Below are 23,269 nucleotides of genomic sequence, written 5' to 3' on the forward strand. Positions count from 1 at the left end.
GCGCGGAAAACCCGCGCCAAATATTTTTTAGAAGTCGTATGATGCCTCGACGTATAGCTGACGTCCGATTGGATCGTCATACCCAGTTGCATAGAATGGAGAGGTATCGCTTAGAGGATCTGCAGGCGGTACTTTGTCAAACATGTTGATAGCACCAAGAGTTACACGACCACTCTCGTTGAATTGGTAAGAAGCCGTTAGGTTCCACGTTGTCATACTAGCGATTTCTGCTTTGTAACCCGCTTTTTTAGCAGAATCACAGTCATCAAAGTAGTAACGGTTTGCGTAGCTTGAACACATACGGTCGCGGTATTTACCAAATAGGTTGATAGCGACATCTTCATATGCCCAGCCAAGATTTAACGTTGCGGTGTATTCAGGCATGAAATCTCTTTCATCCGTTACAGGTTCGCTGTCGTTTTCTTGATATTCAGCAATCAAGATCTTCGTTACAGCAACACGCGTGTTAAATGAGCCGAACTCATTAGTGTCGTATGCGTATTTGATCGCTAGGTCAATACCAGAACGCTCTTCATACGACTGGTTCACTGGACCATAGGATACCGACTTGATGGTGCCATCTGGGTTACGAACGACTTCAGTACCTGGGTATTTACCTGGATCGTTAATTACGTCTTGGTAAGTTGGTGCTGTTACGACGTCTTCCATCTTGATGTGGTACCAGTCAACAGTTACACCAAGATCATCCACAGGCTCCCACGCTAGGCCCAAGTTAATGTTTGTACTTGTTTCTTCTTTCAGCTCTGAGTTAGGGCCATTAAGCGTATCGAAGTACTGAGTATCACACTCTGGGTACTTATCTTTATCTTGTGGGCCGCTACCACCAGCATTGGTACAAAGCTCTGGGTCAAAGCCAGAACCAAAGCCTCGAGTTTGATCACCAAATAGTCGCTTCAAGTCTGGGGCTCGGAAGCCTAGACCGTAGCTACCACGTAGCAATAGGGTGTCAGTAGGACGGTATGCTAGGGCTACTTTAGGAGTGAATGCGCCACCAGTTGCCGAGTCGTCGAAGTAGTGGTCGTAACGACCAGCGACAGTCATTTCTAAATCTTCAATGATAGGAATAAGAGCTTCAACACCAAGACCAATCTGATCACGGTCACCGCCGCCTGATGTTCCACCTAGGCCAGAGAAACCACCAGCTGCTGTTGTAGCATCAATCGTCTCATTGTAGTCAGTACGGTTCCATTCACCATAAACAGCAAAGCCAGACATACCTGCAGGAAGTTCAACCAAATCACCAGCCAGTGAGCCGTTAACAGAGTAAAGCTTTGAGTAAGCTTCTTTGCTTGAAGTGCCGCTGTATTTGTCTACAACGTCTTGAGAGATAGGCCCTAGAAGATCGACATCACCATTTTGTACAGCTTGGTCGAGAGTTAGGAAGATTGCTGGGTTGCTTGTTTCAACGCTTTGCTCAGAGTAACCAGCGGATAGGTCCCAATCATACGTATCAGCAAGCAGGCCGTTCAAGCCTAAGGTTAAGCCAAAAGAATCGGCTTCAGTGTTACTTTCGCGTGGTCCAAATTCGACCATACGGCGAGTGTATTCGCCTTCGCCGCGGAAGTGAGTGGCATCAACTTCAACGCTGTAAGGGTTAGGTTCGAATTCAGATTCTGTAGACTTGTAGCCAAAACGGGCTTCTGCCATGGCAGTGACATTGTCGTTAATGTCCATTTCACCACGTAAAAGTAGGTCTACTTGTTTGTTTTCTGGTTTTAATGTTCGGTATGCAGAGCGGTTAACACCACACTTTCCATCCGCTCGTTCAATCGCGGCATCACCAACGACTTCTTTACAGGAAGAACCAGCATCAGCTGGTGTTAGAAGTGTTCCGTTGGCGCCTTCAAAGTTTGCACCGTAGCTAGAGTAGCCACTTAGCTGAGAACGGCTAGAACCGTCATCGCCAGCCCAATCATCTCGGTCAGATTGCTTTAGCATTTCGTTGCCCGCAAATTGGCCAACGAAGAGAATACGTTTGTCGTCAAAGTTTTTGCCAGCTACAACGTCTAAACGACCATTTTGGTAACCACCATCCGTCGCGTCACCCGCGCGTACTTTTACAGAAACGCCATCAAAGTCTTTCTTTAAAATGAAGTTTACGACACCACCGATTGCGTCGGAGCCGTAGATAGCAGAACCTGAGTCGGTCATTACTTCAACACGCTCAATAGCGGCGACAGGGATTTGGCCGATATCTTGGAAGTTAGATGTACCATCTTGTGCTAGCGGGTATTGAGGAAGACGACGGCCATCAATAAGAATCAATGTGCGTGACGCGCCAAGGCCACGTAAGTTGACTGACTGCGCTGCTGGTGTAAACGAGAAAGAGTCTGTTTGAGCCATTACACCACCTGTGTTTTGGGTCAAACTGTTCAATACGTCTTGCGCGCTGTTAAAGCCTTTAGACTCAATGTCTTTACTATTAATAACAGTAACTGGTGAAGGACCTTCCATATCCGTCGTGGAGATACGCGAACCAGTAACTTTCATCTTTTGAAGTTTTTCAACTTGCTGCTCTTCTGCCAGTGCTGTTGCTGGGGCTGCAACTGCTGCTGTCCCCAAAGCAAGGCTTATCGCAACAGATAAAGCGGTTGTGTTTTTATACATCCTTGTTGCTCCGATTATTATTATTTCCTATGTCTGGCCGCATAGCGGCCAAATGTGACGTTAATATTTCGTTAACGTTCGGCCAATGTATAACCGAGATGAAAAAAGGAAGTCAAACCAGTGGTAAACGGGGATGCTTAAATGTAAAAAAGATGTGAACGACTGGGCTTTGTTAAAAAGGCGGAATAAAAAACCGAATAAAGTTTATGAATCGATATTAAATTTCAATAAAACACCGTATTTTGTGTTTCTTATAAACTTTAATGACTTATCTTGCCTATGGTTTTTTAGTGGGTAATTGAATCTGGAAAAAGATATTTTTCCAGTGAATTGTTCTGAGATGAGTTTTATATCGAATCCATACTTTGTTAGCTCGAACTTATTAGGTGGTATCAAAATATGATACCCATTGCGGTTAAAGGGCTCACTCGTATTTTTAGGTCAAATATAACCTTGGATTGTGTGTCTATTTATGTGTGTAGGGTGCATTTTTATGTAGGGTTTTGGCTCTAAACAGCCTAGATTGATATTCTGTATGAATTATTTTTGTGGTTTTTTATAATTTTTTACAAAAACATTTCTGTTTTTCGACATCGAAGGAAGTTTGTCATGTTTTGGTTTCAAACACTTGAAGCTGATGTGGATTCAAGATAAATATGACGCTGAAATTATTGCAGTAGTAGAAAAGTCTAGCTCTTGAGGCGCAGGGAGTGTGCTTCAACAGTTTTAGTTACTACGAGATAAATATGCACCATTTTGGGCGGAAAATATCCTCTTTCACTCCGTTTGAACTGGACAGTAGACAAGGAGCAAGTTGTATATGCTGTCGTACTTTTTACGCCGTTTGGCGTTGGTTATCCCAACGTTTCTCGGGATAACTATTCTCATCTTTGCTATCACTCGTTTCGTGCCTGGCGGACCTGTTGAACGCATGTTGTCACAAATGCAGTCCCAGGGGGACGGCGCCGCATCAATGACGTCTGCGGGTGGTAATACGGCCCTTTCTGACGATCAAATCGCGGAGCTGAATGCGTTTTATGGCCTGGATAAACCTGTAACGGAAGCGTACGTCGAGTGGTTAAGTCGTTTGGTAATGCTAGATCTTGGCGAGTCGACGCGTTACTACGAGCCTGTCTCGGACATGATCGCAGAGCGTTTGCCAGTGTCGTTGTTTTATGGCGGCATGACCTTCTTTATTAGTTATTTTATCTCGATTCCTCTTGGTTACTATAAGGCGCTCAAGCACGGTTCTGTGTTTGATTCCGCTTCTTCAGTACTCATTTTCGTAGGCTACGCGCTACCAGGTTATGTGGTGGGTGTATTGCTGATCACGTTATTTAGTTATCACTTGGAATGGTTTCCGATGGGAGGCTTTGTCGGCGATGACTTCGACGATTACGAAACCTTCTTTGAACGCACTAAAGACATTATGTGGCATGCGGTGTTGCCTTTGATCTGTTACCTCATTGGTGATTTTGCCACGCTGACGATGACAATGAAAAATAACCTGATGGAAAACCTTTCCTCAGATTACATCCGCACCGCAATTGCGAAAGGATTACCTTTCAAAAAAGCAGTTCGTAAGCACGCGTTGCGTAACAGCTTAATTCCAATCGCAAGTCACTTTGGTAACTCTTTGTTGTTCTTCATGACCGGTGCCTTCCTGATTGAAGTTATCTTCAATATTGATGGCATTGGCTTATTGGGTTACGAATCAATCATGGAGCGTGATTACCCTGTTGTTATGGGTATTGTCGCCATTAATGCGCTGTTGCTGCTCATTGGTAACATTATTTCAGATATTTGTGTTGCTTTAGTCGACCCACGTGTGAAGTTTGGAGCGTAACATGATTAAAGTTAGTCCATTAACTCAAAAGAAAATTCGTCACTTTAAAGAGATCAAACGAGGCTATTGGTCGTTTGTTGCTCTTTCTATCATGTTGATCCTTTCTCTATTCGCCGAACTTTTGATTAACAGTAAAGCGCTAGTCGTCAAGTACGATGGTAGCTACTATTTTCCTGTTGTCAGTGACGTACGTTTAGGTAGCGAATTCGGCCAAGAGTCATCCAGCGAAGCGGATTATCGCGTACTGCAAAAAGCGTTTGAGGCCGAAGGGGGCGACAACTTTGTTATTTTGCCGCTTGTGCCATGGAACCCATATGAACAAGATTTTAGTGGTGATTTCCCGCCAACAGCACCTAGCGCCGAAAATAAGCATTATTTAGGTACAGATGTGATAGGTCGTGATATTTTGGCGCGACTTGTCTACGGATTCAGAACGGCGATGGGATTTGCGTTGCTTACGATGGCCATTTCCTACGCGATCGGTACTGCAGTCGGTTGTGCTATGGGTTTTTGGGGCGGTAAATTTGACTTGTTTGTACAGCGACTTATCGAAATCTGGTCAATGGTCCCGTTTTTGTACGTCATTATGATTCTTGTCTCAATCGTTCAACCGACGTTTGCTCTCTTTGTCGCTATTAACGTGCTTTTCACTTGGATGGGGATGACATGGTACATGCGGACCATGACCTATAAAGAAGCGGCACGAGAATACGTAATGGCGGCACGTGCTTTAGGGGCATCGACTGGACGTATCTTGTTTAATCACATCTTGCCAAATACGATGGTGATGATTGTAACCCTAGCACCTTTCACTATTGCAGCTAACATCACAGCATTGACTGCTCTCGATTACCTAGGCTTAGGCTTGATGCCACCAACACCAAGTTGGGGGGAATTACTGCAACAAGGTAAGTCAAACTTAGATTCGCCATGGATTGTTGCGTCAGTAGTGACTTCTATTGTTCTGGTTCTGGTAATGGTGACCTTTATTGGTGAAGCCATTCGAGCGGCTTTCGACCCGAAAAAATTCACACGCTATGTTTAAGCGAGCATTGTGAGCAAAACATAAAAAAGGGAAGTTTTATGAAGAAATTATTTTTAGCGTCCACGCTGAGCGCCCTGAGTTTTGGTGCAATGTCAGCAACGCTTCCGACTGACTTAAACTGGCAAACAAACTGGGATGAGCCTCAATATGGTTCGCCAGAAGCGAAACGTGGAGGGACTTATCGCACCTTTATGTCAAGTTTCCCGCAGACGTTACGTAGTGTTGGCCCAGATGCTAATGCAGGGCTACGTTCTTTTATCTTAGATGAAACACCAGGCTTGGTGGTCCGCCACCCAGAAACTTTAGAGTTCATACCTGAGCTTGCTAACGAGTGGGCGTTAGCAGGTGACAACAAAACGGTCTATTTTAAACTCAACCCTGAAGCCAAATGGTCGGACGGCAAACCTGTGACTGCCGACGATTTCGTGTTCATGCTGAAGTTTTATCGTTCCAAAGACATCTTGGAACCTTGGTACAACGATTACTACAACAAAACGATTGCGGATGTTATCAAGTACGACACTCACACGTTTGCTGTTAAGGCGGCGAAAGAGTTCAATCCGGAAGAATTGCTGTTACGAATGGGGGCTCTGCGCCCACGTCCCGCACATTTTTATGCTAACCCTTCAAAAGATGAAAATGGTGACGGTATACATGACAACTTTGTCCGCTACTACAATTTTAAAAGTGAACCAACGACCAGTGCATACTACCTAGATGACATTAAAAAAGGTAAAAGTGTTACCTTCAAGCATGTCGGTGAAGACTGGTGGGGTTACAGCAATAAGTATTATCAACATCGCTATAATGTCGACAAAATCCGCATCACAGTGATTCGCGACAGTGATATCGCGATGAAGCACTTTGAGAAAGGGAAGCTGGACGCATTTGGTCTTGTTTTACCAAGCTTATGGCATGATAAATCGAATACGGAACCTTACCAAAAGGGATACATTCAAAAGTTCTGGGGTTACAACCAATTCCCAGTTGGGGCTGGTGGTGTATGGATGAACACCGCGATGCCTTTGCTGGATGATTTAAACATTCGCAAGGGCATTACTTACGCGATTGACTTTGATGGCATGATAGAGAATGTCATGCGTGGCGACTACTCCCGTAAACCGAACCCGACCGGTTATGGTCATGGTAAATACACCCTACCAGATGCTAAGGCACCGAAGTTTGATCCCGCAAAAGCGGCCGAGGCATTCGAAGCCGCAGGCTTTAACAAAATTGGTTCTGATGGTATTCGTGTCAATGATAAAGGTGAGCGCTTAAGCTTCGAGCTGACCTACGGAACACCTGTTCATACTCCTCGTATTGCCTTTTTGCGTGAGCAAGCCAAGCTAGCAGGGCTGGATATTGAGCTCAAGTTAGTTGATGGCTCATCCATGTTCAAATACGTACGTGAGAAAAAGCACGATTTGGCTTTCTTAGATATGGGTACGTCTGAGATCCCAACGTATTGGGAGTACTTCCATTCAGTCAATGCGAACAAGCCGCAAACTAACTCTTTCACAAACTACAGCACGCCTGAACTGGATGAAAAGATCATCGAGTATCGTTTTGGCATGGATATGGATGAAAAGATCCAGCTAGGTCATGAGATTCAGCGTGACATCATTGATGCTCACGTTATCGTCCCAGGCTACATGGTTCCTTATGTCCGCTATGGTCACTGGCGCTGGTTAAAGTTTCCAGATAAGCCAATGAATCGCATGACAGAGGCGCTGTTCAGTGGTGCAATCATAGGCGATGGCACTTACTGGATTGATAGTGATATCAAAAAAGAAACGAAACAAGCGATGAAGTCAGGCAAAGCTTTTGAACCTGTTGTTGTCGTAGATGACACTTATAAGCTGTAAGGATTGGTTATGGAAAACGATGTAATCCTAAGTGTTAAAGATCTCGAAGTTGAATTTACCACCGATGATGGGCCAGTGAAGGTTCTGCATGGTGTGAACTTTGATGTGAGAGCTGGACGTACACTCGGTCTGGTGGGAGAGTCAGGTAGTGGTAAGAGCGTAACCTCAATGTCGATCATGGGGCTATTACCTAAGCCATATGGCAACATCATTAAAGGTGAAGTGAATTATCGCGGCACCAACCTAGTTGATTTGCCTGCGGAAGAGATGTACGCCATGCGTGGCGATCGCATTTCGATCATCTTCCAAGACCCAATGACGGCGCTCAACCCAGTGCACACCATTGGTCGTCAAATATGTGAAGTGCTTGAGCTCCATCGACCTGAGCTCGACAAAAAGGAGCGGGAGGCGTACTCGATTGAGATGCTGGCAAAAGTAAAAATTCCAATGCCAGAGAAACGATTGAATGAGTATCCCCATAACCTATCTGGCGGTATGCGCCAGCGTGTCATGATCGCGATGGCGTTGGCCTGTAAGCCGGATATTCTTATTTGTGATGAACCGACTACGGCGTTGGATGTTACGGTTCAGGCGTCTATCCTTGAACTGATGAATGAGCTTCAGGAAGAAACAGGCATGGCGATGATCTTCATTACTCACGACCTCGGGGTTGTGGCAGAAGTGTGTGATGATGTTGCCGTGATGTATGGTGGGCGTATTGTCGAAAAAGCAGAAATTTTTGAGTTGTTTGATAACCCGCAGCACCCATACACAGAGCGTTTAATGGGATTGATGCCGAGCTTAGATAATGAGCCGAAGCAGATGATCGATATCAAGCCTATTGATGCCAGTATGTTTGCCAGTTAACTGGGCAAAGTGAACGAGTCATAAAAGAGGATGTTATGGCAAAAGAAGTATTAAGAATTGAAAATCTTAAGCAGCACTTTGTTTCTGGTAAAGGGCTGTTCAAGAAAGGCTACACCATCAAAGCGGTAGACGGAGTTTCACTGTCTGTTTCTGAAGGTGAAACACTGGGGCTAGTTGGTGAGTCAGGTTGTGGTAAAAGCACCCTTGGTCGCACGATCTTAAAGTTATACGAGCCAACAGAAGGTAAGATTTTCTTTGAAGGTAAAGACATCACTAAACTGTCTGTTAAAGAGATGCGCTCGCTGCGTAAAGACATGCAAATCGTCTTTCAAGACCCAATGGAGTCACTCAATCAGCGTCATACCATCGGTATGATTCTGGAAGAACCGTTTGTTATTCATAAAATTGGCACGCCAACAGAGCGTAAACAATGGGTAAAAGAGCTTTTAATCAAAGTGGGATTACCAGAAACGGCAGTAAACCGTTATCCACATGAATTTTCAGGCGGACAACGGCAGCGTATCGGTATCGCTCGCGCGATTGCATTGAAGCCTAAACTGCTGATTTGTGATGAATCGGTATCTGCGTTAGATGTGTCGGTACAGGCGCAAATCTTGAACCTATTGCTACAGCTGCAACAAGAAATGAACTTGGCGATCATATTTATCTCTCACGATCTCTCGGTGGTGAAACATGTTTCTGACAAAGTTGCCGTGATGTATTTTGGTAAAGTGGTAGAAGCAGGCAGTGCTAAAGAAATTTATGCAAACCCGCAAAACGAATACACCAAAAAACTCCTATCTGCGATTCCGATCACTCACCCTAAATATCGGAAGAAAAAGCGCGTAGCTGAAAAAAAGCAGCAAGTGGCGTAAGTGATGCCACAGGTCCTATAACACAAAAGCGCTCCGCCAAATAAGCGGAGCGTTTTTATAAGCAAATGCCAGGACTTGGAGTCGATTTGCACTGATGTTTATTCTGATTGATTGAAGATCGTTGCATGCTAAACTCAAGGCCTATTTTCTTTGTTTGGATAATGGACCATGCCGTCGAATTTACCGAAATCCTTTAGTCGACCTTTCCTGAAAATCTTCCATATTTTGGAGGCGGTGTTATTAGTCTCTATTACCTTGGCGACGTTGTACGCCATGATGCAAGAGTTTGTGCACGTATTTGTAGAGAAGCGTGTCTTACTCACGGATATTCTGTTGATGTTTATCTATCTGGAAGTGCTCGCCATGGTGCAGCAGTTCGTGATGAACGGTAAAATTCCGGTACGCTATCCTATCTACATCGCGATGATGGCCATCGCCCGCTACATCACACTCGGAATGAAAGAGCTGGATGCAGTTTTGGTTGTGTGGTTATCTCTGGCTGCGTTTATTTTGGCTGCGGCTACTTTGCTGATCAGAATTGGGCACCATTATTGGCCCTACGTTGATAACAGAACCTTGGAAAAAGATGAATAAAAGAAAGCCCCGCACTAGCGGGGCTTTTTTGTTTCAATACTCGATGACTTTTAGAACATTCAATGTTTTAGAGCTGATTTTTTAAAATCCCTTTAATATCAATGATTTGATGGTGTTATCTTGTGGTTTTTATATTTTTTAATCACCACATTACCCACCGATTGGTACTTTATAGATATAACTTTTGAGTGAGTCGTTTTTACTTTGTTTGTTTTTATACATATCTTTGTCTGCTCTCTCTATTAGTTGCTTTGCATCTAAATGTTCAGGCTCTCTTGCCTTATGGTACACGTAAGATCCAACTGAAACAGAAAGGTAGAAATGCTGTCCATCAATACGTATTGGCTCCTGAAGCTTAGTTCTTTTTTGTAAGCAGTTACACCAACTCGTGGTTTTTTGGTGGTCGTAGTTTGGGAGGATGGCAATGAATTCATCTCCTCCAAACCTAGCTATCGTCTGCTTTGGTAGTTGCATTTTTTTCAAGATATTACCTAGTCTCTCAATCATTCTATCTCCGACAACGTGACCAGCAGAGTCGTTAATTTTCTTCAACTGATCTAAGTCGATAAATACCAGTGAGAAAGTTCCAATATCATTGTCTTGAATTAGAGACTCTATGTGTGTAATGCCTTGAGCACGAGAAGATAAACCAGTCAAAAAATCAACACTTAAACGCTTCTCTAAGAGTAAAACTCTATTTGTAAGTTTTTGATTTTCAACCTCTAAGTCTGAAATTTTTTTTAGTATGTTTTTAAGTCCAACATTATTAGGGAGGGACATGTTTTGTTCATCAATAAGAGAAATGCTACGGGCATGAGTGTTGCCTTTACTTTTTGACATATCGTTACCTTCAATATCTTGATTGATATTAGGTTACTTTGTAATGCGGCAAGTTATGTCGTAGTAGGTGATTAAATTAATCTATTGCTGGAAACATTTTAGCTGCGACATGATGTGTCGCATTCAAACGTAGACAGTGGCATTAGTAGTGGAGTTTTATTGTTGATTTTATTAATTTGTATTTCACTTATCTATGTAAGTTATCTAAGTGTAAGCAAAATTAATAATCTTTATTGGTAGCCTATTGGTGCTCAAAAATAACTTTTATAGTCGATCATTAAGGGTATGTCAGTTATGAGTGCAATGAGCTCAGAAGCATGGTTTTTAAAGGTTATCTGTTTTAGTCGTATTGATAGATTGTTTAACTACAAAATAAACAACGTGAATTAACAGTTGGTAAGGAGTCATTATGGGATTTTTCGATTCATTGGTTAGTGCAGGGAAATCGGCAGTTAAGGCAGTGAGTGACGCAGCTTTAACTCAAACCTTAGAACAATGGGAAAAGGTAAATCGAGCACCAAGTGAGCGCGTCAGAGATTACTATGATAGAAATAATCAGCAAGACAAAAATTCGCCTTTAAAAAGGGCTCTTGCTATTGCTGCATTACAAGACGGTAATCTATTTGCAAAAGATCAGGCAGCAAAAAAAGCCCTGCTTAATCTTAGAGAAAAAATAGCTTTTGAAAATGACCGGAAAGCACAAAGCTTGATTAGAGCTATAGATAATTTAGAGCGATAATATTATTACTTTTCGCTACCCTCTCATGAGCACAAGGTTATGGGAGGGATAACGACATCAACTTAGCCCCCTCCTCCGATGTTTCGATCTCATTCTCCTCTAACGTGCTGACTTTGTAGCTGACGGTCGCTAACTTACCTCTGAGATCAGTATACCGAAGTAAAATTCGTTATTTTTTGAACTTTTTCTGGTTGATATTTGTGCGACACAACTTGTCGCTGGAATCAAATATAATTTGTGTGCATTAAGTCACATGATGGATTAGTTTCACATGTATAGTATCGATGTTCTCATTTATGGAACGAATGTCACGATAGATTTAAACAACGGAATAACTTGGCTTTGTCGAAAAGAAAAAGTACACAAGACTCATTAGTTCTTGTGCTTGAAATACTTAAACGAATCCCTAAGCACAGAAAGATAACGGCTCTAGAAATACGAGAGCAATTAGAAGTAATAGGCATTTCGCGAGATATAAGAACAATACAACGCAATCTAGAGATGTTGAGTGAACACTTTCCCATAGATAGGGATACTCGCTCTAAGCCTTATGGGTACAGTTTTGATAGAAATAGTCACGCACTAGGAGTGAGCTCACTTAATGCTCATGAATCTTTACTCTTGGCGTTAGCAGAGAAGCACCTAAAGTTACTGCTACCAAAAGATGTAATGCAGTCACTAAGACCTCACTTTACAGAGGCTAGGTATAACCTCGAGTTTGACCCTAAAAACCATAAAGATCGTGTGTGGAAAGATAAAATCAAAGTAGTGCGAGAGTCTCAACCTCTTCTAGCGCCAAAAATTGATAACAAAGTTTTAGAAAATATAAGTAAGGCATTGTATGAAGATCGTTTATTGACCGTAACCTATCACAATGCCAATAAGCAAGTTAGAACATCTACAGTTATGCCGCTCGGCCTTGCACAGCAAGGAGTTCGACTTTATCTAGTGTGCCGGTTTGACGGGTTCAACAATGAAAGAAGCTTAGCCGTTCATCGTATAAATGATGCGATAGTTTCGTCATTTAACTTCAAGAGACCGGAGAGCTTTTCGTTGGCTAAATACGATTCTGACGGAAGGTTTGGTTTTGGCGAGGGAGAGTTGTGTCGAGTTCAGTTTGATATCGATAAACAGGCTGGATACCACCTTGTTGAGACACCGCTATCGGAAGACCAGATCATAGAAGAGTTGGGAAGCGCCTATAGAGTGTCAGCCACAGTCATTGATTCATTCTTACTTGATAAGTGGCTTAAGAGTTTTGGAACAGACGTCTGTAACATCTATAAAAAGAAAGGAAATAGCAATGTTTATTCAGCACCTTAATGATGAACAACAAGCCGCATTATATTACTTCTCTAAGGAGTTAATTGCAGCTGATGGATACGTTGATGAACGAGAAACTCTACTTTTGGAGGGAATCACTGCTCAATGTAACAACAGTGCAAATTTAGATAAAGCGTTTGATATTAAAAAGCTTTCTGCGATCTTTTCAGAAAAGGCGCAGAAAATGGCGTTTCTAATTGAATTAGTTGGTGTTGCTTACGCGGATCAGGTAATTGAAGAAAGTGAAGACAATTTCATAAAAAGTGTAGCGGAAAGCCTAAATGTGGACTTGTCAATCATTGAAGAGTTAAAGGATTGGGTTCAGCGCCAGATGGCTCTTGTGCTCGAAGCAGAAAAATTTTTGGAGAAATAAACATGCCATTACCATTTATTTTAGCAGGTGCTGCTGTTGCAGCAGCAAGTTATGGAGCTAAAAAAGGCTACGACGGGTATCAAGATAAGTCTGAAGCAAACGATATTATTGAGTCTGCAAAGAGAAAGTACGATGAAGAGAGAACTATCTTTGACAAACAGAACGAACAGACAAATAAAAGTTTAACCAGCCTCGGTGAGTTTCAACTACAAGTTGGTAACGATTTTAAAGAGTTCAGAACAATTGCAGAAAAGCTTTTAGTTAAATTGAACCAATCCAACTCTAAGGACCTAGAAATTGACTTTCCTCAGCATAAGCTTGATGAGATAGATGGTCTCGCGTTATCTACAACAGCTTACATGAGTAAGGTCGCTGGAGCTGGAGCTGCTGGTGCTGCCGCTGCATATGCTGTATACGGTGGCGTTATGGCTATGGCTGCCGCTTCAACAGGAACACCGATTGCCGCTCTATCTGGCGCTGCTGCATATAACGCAACTATGGCCGCTATTGGCGGAGGTTCCCTTGCTGCTGGTGGCTTTGGTATGGCTGGAGGTGCGATGGTTCTTGGTGGTGTTGTTGCTGCTCCTATTATGGCGATTGCTGGGTGGGCTTTTGCCTCTCATGCGGAGGAAGCATTAAGCGATGCAAGAAAAACTCGAGCAGAAGTTAACGAAGCTGTAGGTAAGATGGAGAAGGGGCGCAAACAACTAGCCAAAACTAAGCTATATGCCGATAGAATTTACAAAGAGATAGAACGCCTGTATTCAGTATTTAAAGAATACTTTGATAGCCTAAAAGCTTTTGAGAAATTGCTATCGAACAAAGCTGACATTTCCAAGTTCGAAGATGACGTTATTCGTCTAATTCAAAATGGCTACCAAATTGCCGCTATTCTCACTGATATCATTACAACACCGCTGTTTAAACCTAAAAAAGACGCACAGGGTAATGTGGTATTAAATGATGAAAACATTGTTCAAATTGAAACTGATAGCGATGGAATGCAAGTGATCAATGAGCCTGGAATAAAAGCTACGCTTGCAAAGTCGAGTAATACTCACAAGTAAGTATTGTTCTCGAAGAGATATAAAGGGAGGTTTTTCTCCCTTTTCAATGGAGCTGTATGGTATGTCAGAAACCAATTCACAACATTTTGCGCTAGTCGATGAGCTAAATAAGACGGTTACTAAAAGTCTAGTAACGACGTTCGGTTTGGATTTTTTACTTTTTGAAGACAAAAAAGGTGGCGATGTTGCAACCGTTCACAATGTTCGCCAGCACCAAAAAGGTGATGCTGAAATCTATGTCTCAAAGAGTGTTCAAGCAGAATATGCGAATAAAGGGGATTACAAACCAGTTAAACATCATGCTGACGGAAGTATCGTAACTGATAGAAAGAACAAACCCAAAAGAGAAGATCGCTACCACTCTCATCAGAATTATAAGGCGAAGGGAAAGGAAGACAAAAAGCTGCAACATGATGGTAATTTACCAGACGAATATCGTAACCAGTTTATGTCTCAGGATGAAAAACGCCAACTAGACCACATCATTTCATCGCATGAAGTCCATAATGATGCGGGAAGAGTGCTTGCAGGGCTAGACGGCGTAGAACTTGCCAATCAGAACTCAAACTTTCAATCGACACATTATTACATCAACAACCTCAAGTCAGATCATTCTATGGATGATTTCTTAGGAACCGTTGTACCAAGGACAATTGAGAACAAGCGTAGCAATATTGAAAGAGATAAACTGCGTTTAGCTTCTATGCCCTCGGAAACTAAACAGCAAAAGCATGAAAAGCGTAAACTAGCAGATAAAATCACTAAGCAAAGTGAGCAGGTTGCTGTTCTTGAGAGTCTTGATGAAGACAAAATGCGTGAGGCGGATAAGAGAGCAAGACAGCAGTACGATAAGCAGATCAATTTCACTTACTATACCAGCAGTAAGTTTTTTAAGAGTACGGCGATGGCGTCTAGTAAAGCTGGTTTCGCAATGGGGGTTCGACAGGCATTAGGGCTTGTTTTTGCTGAAGTTTGGTTTGAAATAAAAGATGCAATTCCTCAGATCTTTAAAGATAAAGAAGAAAACTTCACACTTGATAAGTTCCTAAATAAGCTAAAGGTTACCGCACTAAAAATTTGGGATAGGGTCAAAACTCGATTCAAAGATATTCTGGAAGAATTTAAAAACGGGGCTTTAGCGGGTGCCCTGTCTAGCTTGAGTTCGACCATAATGAACATCTTTTTCACCACTCAAAAGTTGATTGGAAAACTCCTCCGTGAAACTTGGTCAAGTCTAGTTTCGGCTGCTAAAGTCTTGTTCTTTAATCCGCAGAGACTTAGCCCTGGAGCTTTGGTGCGAGAAGTTACACGTATTTTATCTACTGGTGTTGCGGTTGCAATGGGAGTGATGCTTAACCAACAGTTAGCCTCGCTGATGACATTTCCTCTCGGTATTGAACTAGCCTCGTTTGTTAGCGCGGTGGCTACGGGCATAATGACTATTGGTATCACATACTTTTTAGATCACAGTAAATTAATGCGAAAAGTATGGGATTACCTAGATCAGTTTAAGTCAGTAGAAAAGAGAACATTGGAGTACTTCCAGACGGTAAATGCTGAACTTGATCGATACTTGATTGAGCTTTCCAAAGTTGAGTTTAATCTTTCACCTGATGAACTGGCTGGACTTGTCGACAACTTAGAATCTGTCAGTTGTGAATACGAAAGAAGTATGATGTTGTCGAAAGAGGTAAGTCGAAGAGAGATAGAGTTACCTTTTGAAGACAACAACCTTGATAGTACTCGAGCTTGGTTGATGAGTTTATGAACCAAGTTACCCTAAATTCTTTTCCTTGTTATTCATGCGGTAAATGTTGTGCGAATGTTGATTTATCCGCAGAGACCAAGAACTTGGACCGAGGTGACGGCATTTGCCGTCATCTCAATGTGGAAAACAAACAATGTCGTATATATGACACGAGACCGGATATTTGTCGAGTGGAGCTACAGTATAGAAGGCATTATGCTTCTACTTATACTTGGCAAGCGTTTGTTGATATAAACCTATCAATATGTGAGAGCTTGCCTGATAAATTTTCATAAACATAAGGTGTTCTACAAAACAGCATATCTATGGCAAGCTGATCTGCTTCAGCCAGACTGGACACTTCATTAAGCGACATTTTGTTGTTCAAAGTTAACTGGGCTTAGATACCCAAGAGCACTGTGCCTTCTCGTCCGATTATAATCAACCTCTATGTACTCGAAGATCGTTTGGCGCATCTGCTCTCTCGTCATAATCGGCTCATATTGGATTGCTTCCACTTTCATAGAATGGAAGAAACTCTCAACACAAGCATTGTCCCAGCAGTTTCCTTTCCTACTCATACTTTGCTTGAGGTTATAAGCAGTTATGAGATCTCGATAATCTTTTGAGCAGTACTGACTACCTCGATCACTATGAACGATAACCTGCTCGGGGAATCCGCGACGGAACAATGCCATTGATAGCGCATTACAGACCAGCGTAGCCGTCATTCTGGTATCCATAGACCATCCAATTACTTGTCTTGAGTAAAGGTCAATAATTACCGCCAAGTACAACCAGCCTTCGCTTGTGGCTATATAGGTGATGTCTCCAGCCCATTTTTCATTCGGAGCCGATGCGCTAAAGTTCTGAGCCAACAGATTTGGAGCAACAGGCATTTGATGCTTGCTGTCCGTAGTGCACTTAAACTTGCGTGCAGCTTTCGGCGTTAAATCTTGACGCTTCATACTGGCAGCAATGATTTTAACGTTGTAGTTATCACCGTTCTCAGACAGTTCTTTTTGAATACGCCTTGAGCCATCTCGGCCTTTACTGTTGTCGAAAGCTTCTTTGACTCTTGTATCAAGCTTTTGGCTAATTGCCTCGTGTTTGATGGCCTTATGGCGATGCTTAACCCAGTAATAAAACCCACTTCGGGATACCCCGAACACCTTAGCCATACGCACAATACTGAAGCTCAGCAGGTGTTCGAGCATAAATTCATAGAAATTTACTTTAGATTCTTCGCGAAGTAGGTGGCGGCCTTTTTTACAATGTCTAGCGCTTCTGCTTGCTCAGCCAACTGCCTTTTGAGCTTGGCAACCTCTGCGGCTAGTTCTTGCTCTCGCTGACTAGTACTGGTGTCTTTTTTCGAGTTCTTTCGCCACCCGTAGATTTGAGATTCATGTAAAGAAAGCTGTCTTGCTGTCGCAGCTACTCCCACTTTATCTGCTAACTTCAGGGCTTCTGCTTTAAATTCAGGGGAATGTTTAATTCTAGTTTTCTTAGTTGTCATTGTTCACCTCGTTAGTGATTGTACTCACTTAACTCAGTGTCCAAAACTGTTGGGGCAGATCAGTTTGTTATGTAACTGACTCAAAGACAAACTGATAGTCTTTATTTACCCAGTTTTTGCCTAGAATGCGTAAATGCTTGGGATAGTTCCCTTTTTCATCGTACCAACAAGAAATACGCTTCCCATCAGCACTTTCTTTAAGAACAGACTCAAACCTCTTTTTCGCTTGGCTATATTTCTTATGTTCAGTGCCCCACGCAATGAACACCTCATTGGCAAGTTCAAGTTCACGCTGAAACACCTTTATGTTTTCTGAAAGCCCTAAATCGTACTTCCCAACTAAATCCTTGGGCTCTGTCGCTCTGTAAGGAAACAAATTAACGACTGTAACAGCATCAAAATTAGCATCCACGCAATAGTTAACTACATTAGCGAAAGTATTATCCATTCGGACTATATCTGCTTTACTTGGGTTCAGGAATATAAACAAAGCTTTCTTCTCACCGTTTCCCCAAGCTTTTGTTAGAGAAAAACGTAAACTTTGCTGAGTGTCGTTTGAGAATTCAGCAGACACCTCTATTGTTCTATTAACTTGTATTGCCAATGTTACAACTCCATTTGTTACATAACGCCTTGTTAAGGTGTGAGGCACGCAATACCGAAGCTTCTGCATACCACCTTAACCACTAAAACCAACGCATAGTCAAAATGCCACGCGTGCCGAATCACTCTTGAACAATTTGTTAGCATATTTTTCAATGCTCATAGTTCTTTAAGTGATTCTCTTAGTTTATCCATAGTTTGAATTCCAAGTTCACTACTAACCCAACCGTACTGGTCGCCATGGAACCTAGGGAAAATATGCAAATGGTAGTGATCGAGCTCGTTGAAATGAGGTGCCTCTCCATTGTTTTGCATAAAGCCGATACCATCGGGATTGAACTTAGCTTCTATACGTTTATATAAATCTTTTGCAACGTCGGTGATCTCTAAAAACACAGACTCAGGCAGGTCGATGAAAGTACGATATTGAGTCTTAGGACAGATTAAAATATGTCCAAAGTTGATTGGATCATGATCTGCAAAAGCTATAACTTGGTCAGATTCATACACGATGACCGAGTCAATTTCACGATTAATAATTTGTTCGACTATCGTAGTCATCTGAACTCCACTAGATATATAACGCCGCGTTAAGTAGTGAGCAACGTCCCCCTACCTAAGCCATTGTGCCGTAAACACTAAATTCAAAGCAAATCGAAAATGCCGAGCGTTGCGAATCTGTCTTAAACGCTTTGTATGGATAATAAGTACTCCAATCGGGTAAGGTGAGACCCAGACTTTAGCTGCAACTAAAGTTCTTCTATCTGGTAGTTCGATTGAACGATGGCTCCTCAATTGAGAGACCGGTAACAAGTACGAACGCCAGATAGAACTCCAAGCACCACACTCGAATAGTCTTCTGGGTCTCGAGCCCGCATTTGCAAGCAAGAGTTAGCTTATTATGAATACAAACACACTTCAAAACATTAATGTCGGCGTTGATACTGGTAAGTCACAATTAGACATCTACATCCGACCACTCGATATTTACTTCACTGTCCCGAACACCGAAAAAGGCATCAGCGATGCCATAAAAACCATTAAGAAACACAAACCTCAACGTGTCGTCATCGAAGCTACAGGTCGATTAGAAATGCCTTTTATACTCGCCTGTGACAAAGCCAAATTACCTTATGTTATTGCCAACCCACTACGTATTAAAAGGTTTGCTGGTGCCATTGGTCAACGAGCTAAGAACGACCGTTTAGATGCCGCTCTCATCGCACATTATGCCGAACGTGTTCAGCCAGAACTGACCAAACTAAAAAGCGAAAACATACGCCTTATGAGTGACTTAGTCACAAGGCGTAACCAGCTACTCACCATGCAAACCATGGAAAGAAACCGACTACAAATATTACCTAAGAATATCTCGTCTACGATTACCCCTATCCTTACCGCCCTGAAAAATCAGATTGAAAAAGTAGAAGCAAAGATAGCGAAACTGATTGAGAGTTGTCCTGAGTATCAAGCCAAAAATACTATTCTCCAAAGCATGCCTGGTGTTGGTAAAGTCCTTGCTGCCTCCCTAATTAGTAATGTACCCGAGCTGGGCTTTATCACTAACAAACAAGCTTCTTCTCTCATTGGTGTCGCACCAATAACAAGAGAAAGTGGCCGCTTTAAAGGTAAGCGGCTGATACAAGGAGGGCGGTCTCAAGTTAGGACCGTTATGTATATGGCGATGATGTCGGCTATCCAATGCAACCCTGTTTTCAAAGCAACTTATGAACGACTACTTACGGCAGGAAAACCGAAAAAAGTTGCCATTGTTGCCTGCATGAGAAAGATGGTTGTTATCTTAAATTCAATGCTAAGAGATGGTGTTATGTGGGATACAGATAGCCTCAAAAATTAACTATTGACGCCATAGTCTCTTGTTATACGAATTTTTTCAGTGCCAACACTTGCTGTTCAAATAACTCACAATCTGACTTTGAGTATGACTTAGCGACATTAACCCATTGAACGCCCGTTTCATCTATGTGGCGAAACTCGACTTGAAGTGCATATTTAGAACAACGAAAAAGAGCAAAAACCAAACCTACAACCGTCAGACTAAGAACTAAAACTAGTAGCCATTGTGGCACCTCTTCCAACCTTGGAATAACTAACCAAACTGCCCCTGAAAAAACACACACCCAGAATAAAACTTGACCTAAATTATCAAGAAAACTTAACTTTTTAACCCTAACATTGTTTATCTTAGACAAAGGATATGAGTCTTTCTTAAACCTGAACTCTTTTGAATCCAAGTTAAAATCAGTATTTTTGTACATAATTTCCCTCTATTCGTATAACGCCCAATTAAGGTGTGAAGCACGCAAGCACAGCACTTAATTTGACCACCGTAAACACTGAACTAAACCCAAACTAAAAATGCCAAGCGTGCTGAATCACTCTTAAATGCTTGTTAGTTTGTGTGCCAAAGTGACACAAAGATTGCTTATTGCACACTTTAAGACCATAATACACATGTGACATTTTGACACAACAGGAGATAACATTATGGCAACTACTTTGCCTCGCATCACCGCTAGGGTTGATGTCGATACACAAGACTTACTTACTAAGGCTGCCGCGATCGCTGGCATGTCTAGCATCAACTCGTTTGTTCTAAGCGCTGCAATCGAAAAAGCTAAACAAGTCATCGAACGTGAACAGGCTTTAAAACTGAGCCAAGCTGATGCTATGTTGCTCATGGAAGCTTTAGACTGTCCTGCAACACAGAACTCAAAACTAAAAGCTGCAGCTGATCGATACGAGAGCAAAACTCAATGATGAATACGGTACTTCTAGATAAAGCTAAACACGATAGAAACCGATTCAACTGTGGCATCGAAGCTCTCAATAATTACTTAAGAGTAATGGCTAGTCAGCAAGCAAAGAAGGACAACACCAGAACGTTTGTTTTGGAAGATGATAACGACAACTCACATGTCATCGGCTTTTACACGCTAACAATGACGCCAATTTACTTAAAGGCATTGCCTGATAAGTTACAAAAAAAGCACCAATCATCCACCTCTGGTGGTCTGATAGCCCGTCTTGCTGTCGATGAGCGATACAAAGGGAAAGGTTTTGGTGAGTGGCTGCTTATCGACGCACTCAGAAAGCTATTAGCTGCTAGTGATAGCGTTGCATTTCCAGTTGTTATCGTTGACGCCAAAGACGGTGCGAAACACTTCTATGAACGCTATGGTTTTCAAGCATTTGAAGACGCTGGAAATAAACTCTTCATCACCATTGCTGATGTGAGAGCCAGCTTAGGCTAGTTACCCGCTAGCCTTTAGCAAATTAACGCCCGCTTAAGTGGTGAGCAACGCAATACCGATGTTTCTGCATACCACCTTAATCACTAAAATCAACGCATAGTAAAAATGCCACGCGTTGCGAATCCGTCTTAAAGCGTTTGTTAGTTGCCTGACGATGAAGCCATTTAGTAGTGGTAACGACACGAAATTATTGTGATTGCTTGGTCATCTACGGCATAAACAAGCCTATTAGTGTCATCAATACGACGAGACCAAAAACCAGATAGGTTTTCCTTTAGTGGCTCAGGTTTACCAATACCCTCAATTGGAGAGCGTTTAACATCGTTGATAAGCTTATTAATGCGTTTTAAGGTTTTCTTATCTTGAGTTTGCCAGTACAGGTAATCATCCCAAGCATCGTTAGTCCAAGATAGTAAACGTTGACAACTACTCATCAATTAACTCTCGTGCTGTTGTCTTACCAGCACGATACTGCGCTATTGAACGATTCAAATGCTCCGCATTTTGAGGTGAGCGAAGTAAGTGAACTGTTTCCATTAGGCTATTGTAATAGTCTAAGGACATAACAACTGCATCTTCAGAGTCACGGCGAGTAATTACGGTTGTATCAGCATCATTCACGACACCATCTAAAACCGCTTTGAGACTATTTCTAGCTTCAGTAAAAGATACGATTCTCATAAGAACCTCCACATGTACATTTAATGGAACAAGTATAGTCTTCGCTCATGTACTTGTACAGTAAATTGAACATGCGATTTTGATAAGGCAACTAACGCCCTGTTAAGGGGTGAGCAACGCAATACCAAAGCCACCGCATACCACCTTAAACACTAAAACCAACGCATAGTAAAAATGCCACGCGTTGCGAATCCGTCTTGAACAGTTTGTATGGATAATAAGTACTCCAATCGGGTAAGGTGAGACCCAGACTTTAGCTGCAACTAAAGTTCTTCTATCTGGTAGTTCGATTGAACGATGGCTCCTCAATTGAGAGACCGGTAACAAGTACGAACGCCAGATAGAACTCCAAGCACCACACTCGAATAGTCTTCTGGGTCTCGAGCCCGCATTTGCAAGCAAGAGTTAGCTTATTATGAATACAAACACACTTCAAAACATTAATGTCGGCGTTGATACTGGTAAGTCACAATTAGACATCTACATCCGACCACTCGATATTTACTTCACTGTCCCGAACACCGAAAAAGGCATCAGCGATGCCATAAAAACCATTAAGAAACACAAACCTCAACGTGTCGTCATCGAAGCTACAGGTCGATTAGAAATGCCTTTTATACTCGCCTGTGACAAAGCCAAATTACCTTATGTTATTGCCAACCCACTACGTATTAAAAGGTTTGCTGGTGCCATTGGTCAACGAGCTAAGAACGACCGTTTAGATGCCGCTCTCATCGCACATTATGCCGAACGTGTTCAGCCAGAACTGACCAAACTAAAAAGCGAAAACATACGCCTTATGAGTGACTTAGTCACAAGGCGTAACCAGCTACTCACCATGCAAACCATGGAAAGAAACCGACTACAAATATTACCTAAGAATATCTCGTCTACGATTACCCCTATCCTTACCGCCCTGAAAAATCAGATTGAAAAAGTAGAAGCAAAGATAGCGAAACTGATTGAGAGTTGTCCTGAGTATCAAGCCAAAAATACTATTCTCCAAAGCATGCCTGGTGTTGGTAAAGTCCTTGCTGCCTCCCTAATTAGTAATGTACCCGAGCTGGGCTTTATCACTAACAAACAAGCTTCTTCTCTCATTGGTGTCGCACCAATAACAAGAGAAAGTGGCCGCTTTAAAGGTAAGCGGCTGATACAAGGAGGGCGGTCTCAAGTTAGGACCGTTATGTATATGGCGATGATGTCGGCTATCCAATGCACCCTGTTTTCAAAGCAACTTATGAACGACTACTTACGGCAGGAAAACCGAAAAAAGTTGCCATTGTTGCCTGCATGAGAAAGATGGTTGTTATCTTAAATTCAATGCTAAGAGATGGTGTTATGTGGGATACAGATAGCCTCAAAAATTAACTATTGACGCCATA

Annotated in this window: 23 protein-coding genes and 1 pseudogene; 16 read left to right on the forward strand and 8 right to left on the reverse strand. The window is 42.3% G+C overall.

Annotated elements, in window-relative coordinates:
- Positions 1-27 precede the first annotated feature (27 nt).
- Positions 28-2,628 (reverse strand): TonB-dependent receptor plug domain-containing protein, encoded by a 2,601-nt coding sequence (locus P4S59_RS01090; protein WP_104975749.1) that lies wholly within the window; start codon positions 2,626-2,628, stop codon positions 28-30.
- 820 nt (positions 2,629-3,448) lie between these two features.
- On the opposite strand from P4S59_RS01090, the gene P4S59_RS01095 reads away from it, so the two are divergent.
- The 6 genes from P4S59_RS01095 to P4S59_RS01120 all read left to right on the forward strand — a co-directional run bounded on the left by P4S59_RS01095 (position 3,449) and on the right by P4S59_RS01120 (position 9,720).
- On the forward strand, positions 3,449-4,474 hold the full coding sequence (locus P4S59_RS01095; RefSeq protein WP_005379368.1) for an ABC transporter permease subunit: 1,026 nt from the start codon (positions 3,449-3,451) through the stop codon (positions 4,472-4,474).
- A gap of 1 nt (position 4,475) precedes the next feature.
- Positions 4,476-5,519: an ABC transporter permease gene (locus P4S59_RS01100; RefSeq protein WP_005379369.1), complete on the forward strand. Its 1,044-nt coding sequence runs from the start codon at positions 4,476-4,478 to the stop codon at positions 5,517-5,519.
- 38 nt (positions 5,520-5,557) lie between these two features.
- A complete protein-coding gene (locus P4S59_RS01105; RefSeq protein WP_140367309.1) occupies positions 5,558-7,384 on the forward strand; it encodes an extracellular solute-binding protein in 1,827 nt (608 codons plus the stop codon).
- 9 nt (positions 7,385-7,393) lie between these two features.
- The gene (locus P4S59_RS01110) at positions 7,394-8,251 is read left to right on the forward strand and encodes an ABC transporter ATP-binding protein (protein WP_005379371.1); all 858 of its coding nucleotides are present in this window, start codon (positions 7,394-7,396) and stop codon (positions 8,249-8,251) included.
- A gap of 35 nt (positions 8,252-8,286) precedes the next feature.
- Positions 8,287-9,126 (forward strand): ABC transporter ATP-binding protein, encoded by an 840-nt coding sequence (locus tag P4S59_RS01115; protein WP_005379372.1) that lies wholly within the window; start codon positions 8,287-8,289, stop codon positions 9,124-9,126.
- 168 nt (positions 9,127-9,294) lie between these two features.
- Entirely contained in the window at positions 9,295-9,720 is a 426-nt protein-coding gene (locus tag P4S59_RS01120) for a phosphate-starvation-inducible protein PsiE (RefSeq protein WP_047103769.1), read from the forward strand.
- A gap of 150 nt (positions 9,721-9,870) precedes the next feature.
- On the opposite strand, the gene P4S59_RS01125 is transcribed toward P4S59_RS01120, so the two are convergent.
- On the reverse strand, positions 9,871-10,560 hold the full coding sequence (locus tag P4S59_RS01125) for a GGDEF domain-containing protein (RefSeq protein WP_213869540.1): 690 nt from the start codon (positions 10,558-10,560) through the stop codon (positions 9,871-9,873).
- Positions 10,561-10,969: 409 nt separating this feature from the next.
- Between P4S59_RS01125 and P4S59_RS01130 the strand changes: the two genes are divergently transcribed.
- From P4S59_RS01130 to P4S59_RS24365, 6 genes are all read left to right on the forward strand, one after another.
- Positions 10,970-11,299: a hypothetical protein gene (locus P4S59_RS01130; protein ID WP_140367307.1), complete on the forward strand. Its 330-nt coding sequence runs from the start codon at positions 10,970-10,972 to the stop codon at positions 11,297-11,299.
- Positions 11,300-11,635: 336 nt separating this feature from the next.
- Complete coding sequence (locus P4S59_RS01135; RefSeq protein ID WP_081886403.1) at positions 11,636-12,622, forward strand: helix-turn-helix transcriptional regulator; 987 nt, start codon at positions 11,636-11,638, stop codon at positions 12,620-12,622.
- Positions 12,603-12,995 (forward strand): tellurite resistance TerB family protein, encoded by a 393-nt coding sequence (locus P4S59_RS01140; protein ID WP_033905926.1) that lies wholly within the window; start codon positions 12,603-12,605, stop codon positions 12,993-12,995. Before P4S59_RS01135 ends, P4S59_RS01140 begins: the two co-directional genes overlap by 20 nt.
- A 2-nt stretch (positions 12,996-12,997) precedes the next feature.
- The gene (locus P4S59_RS01145) at positions 12,998-14,062 is read left to right on the forward strand and encodes a hypothetical protein (RefSeq protein ID WP_033905929.1); all 1,065 of its coding nucleotides are present in this window, start codon (positions 12,998-13,000) and stop codon (positions 14,060-14,062) included.
- 61 nt (positions 14,063-14,123) lie between these two features.
- Positions 14,124-15,830 carry an ATPase gene (locus tag P4S59_RS01150; protein WP_140367305.1) on the forward strand — a complete coding sequence of 569 codons (1,707 nt, stop codon included), beginning with the start codon at positions 14,124-14,126 and terminating at the stop codon, positions 15,828-15,830.
- Entirely contained in the window at positions 15,827-16,105 is a 279-nt protein-coding gene (locus tag P4S59_RS24365) for a YkgJ family cysteine cluster protein (RefSeq protein ID WP_140367304.1), read from the forward strand. The genes P4S59_RS01150 and P4S59_RS24365 overlap by 4 nt, the downstream gene beginning before the upstream one ends.
- 69 nt (positions 16,106-16,174) lie before the next feature.
- On the opposite strand, the gene P4S59_RS01155 is transcribed toward P4S59_RS24365, so the two are convergent.
- From P4S59_RS01155 to P4S59_RS01165, 3 genes are all read right to left on the reverse strand, one after another.
- Positions 16,175-17,325 (reverse strand): IS3 family transposase gene (locus tag P4S59_RS01155; RefSeq protein ID WP_140367303.1). Its coding sequence is split into 2 segments (ribosomal slippage): positions 16,175-17,082 and positions 17,082-17,325, totalling 1,152 coding nucleotides; the frame shifts between segments, so codons are not numbered across the junction.
- A 67-nt stretch (positions 17,326-17,392) separates the two neighbouring features.
- On the reverse strand, positions 17,393-17,929 hold the full coding sequence (locus P4S59_RS01160) for a DUF1643 domain-containing protein (RefSeq protein WP_337167882.1): 537 nt from the start codon (positions 17,927-17,929) through the stop codon (positions 17,393-17,395).
- Between the two features lie 158 nt (positions 17,930-18,087).
- The gene (locus tag P4S59_RS01165; protein ID WP_064377520.1) at positions 18,088-18,489 is read right to left on the reverse strand and encodes an HIT family protein; all 402 of its coding nucleotides are present in this window, start codon (positions 18,487-18,489) and stop codon (positions 18,088-18,090) included.
- A 340-nt stretch (positions 18,490-18,829) separates the two neighbouring features.
- On the opposite strand from P4S59_RS01165, the gene P4S59_RS01170 reads away from it, so the two are divergent.
- On the forward strand, positions 18,830-19,786 hold the full coding sequence (locus tag P4S59_RS01170) for an IS110 family transposase (RefSeq protein ID WP_033906599.1): 957 nt from the start codon (positions 18,830-18,832) through the stop codon (positions 19,784-19,786).
- A 22-nt stretch (positions 19,787-19,808) separates the two neighbouring features.
- Here P4S59_RS01170 and P4S59_RS01175 read toward each other — a convergent pair whose 3' ends face one another.
- Entirely contained in the window at positions 19,809-20,207 is a 399-nt protein-coding gene (locus tag P4S59_RS01175) for a DUF6232 family protein (protein WP_025519062.1), read from the reverse strand.
- Positions 20,208-20,436: 229 nt separating this feature from the next.
- On the opposite strand from P4S59_RS01175, the gene P4S59_RS01180 reads away from it, so the two are divergent.
- Both P4S59_RS01180 and P4S59_RS01185 read left to right on the forward strand, forming a co-directional pair.
- The gene (locus P4S59_RS01180; RefSeq protein ID WP_025507006.1) at positions 20,437-20,709 is read left to right on the forward strand and encodes a type II toxin-antitoxin system TacA family antitoxin; all 273 of its coding nucleotides are present in this window, start codon (positions 20,437-20,439) and stop codon (positions 20,707-20,709) included.
- Entirely contained in the window at positions 20,706-21,203 is a 498-nt protein-coding gene (locus P4S59_RS01185) for a GNAT family N-acetyltransferase (protein WP_064377514.1), read from the forward strand. Before P4S59_RS01180 ends, P4S59_RS01185 begins: the two co-directional genes overlap by 4 nt.
- A gap of 164 nt (positions 21,204-21,367) precedes the next feature.
- Here the strand turns inward: P4S59_RS01185 and P4S59_RS01190 are convergent, their stop codons facing one another.
- Both P4S59_RS01190 and P4S59_RS01195 read right to left on the reverse strand, forming a co-directional pair.
- Positions 21,368-21,637, reverse strand: coding sequence for a Txe/YoeB family addiction module toxin (locus P4S59_RS01190; protein WP_337167883.1), 270 nt, complete (start codon positions 21,635-21,637; stop codon positions 21,368-21,370).
- Positions 21,630-21,884, reverse strand: a complete 255-nt coding sequence (locus P4S59_RS01195; RefSeq protein ID WP_053397282.1) for a type II toxin-antitoxin system Phd/YefM family antitoxin — start codon at positions 21,882-21,884, stop codon at positions 21,630-21,632. Before P4S59_RS01195 ends, P4S59_RS01190 begins: the two co-directional genes overlap by 8 nt.
- A 415-nt stretch (positions 21,885-22,299) precedes the next feature.
- Between P4S59_RS01195 and P4S59_RS01200 the strand changes: the two are divergent.
- Positions 22,300-23,255 (forward strand): annotated as a pseudogene (locus P4S59_RS01200) (IS110 family transposase).
- Positions 23,256-23,269: the final 14 nt, after the last annotated feature.

It is taken from the genome of Vibrio sp. M60_M70 (assembly GCF_037162085.1).
Lineage (GTDB): Bacteria > Pseudomonadota > Gammaproteobacteria > Enterobacterales > Vibrionaceae > Vibrio > Vibrio diabolicus.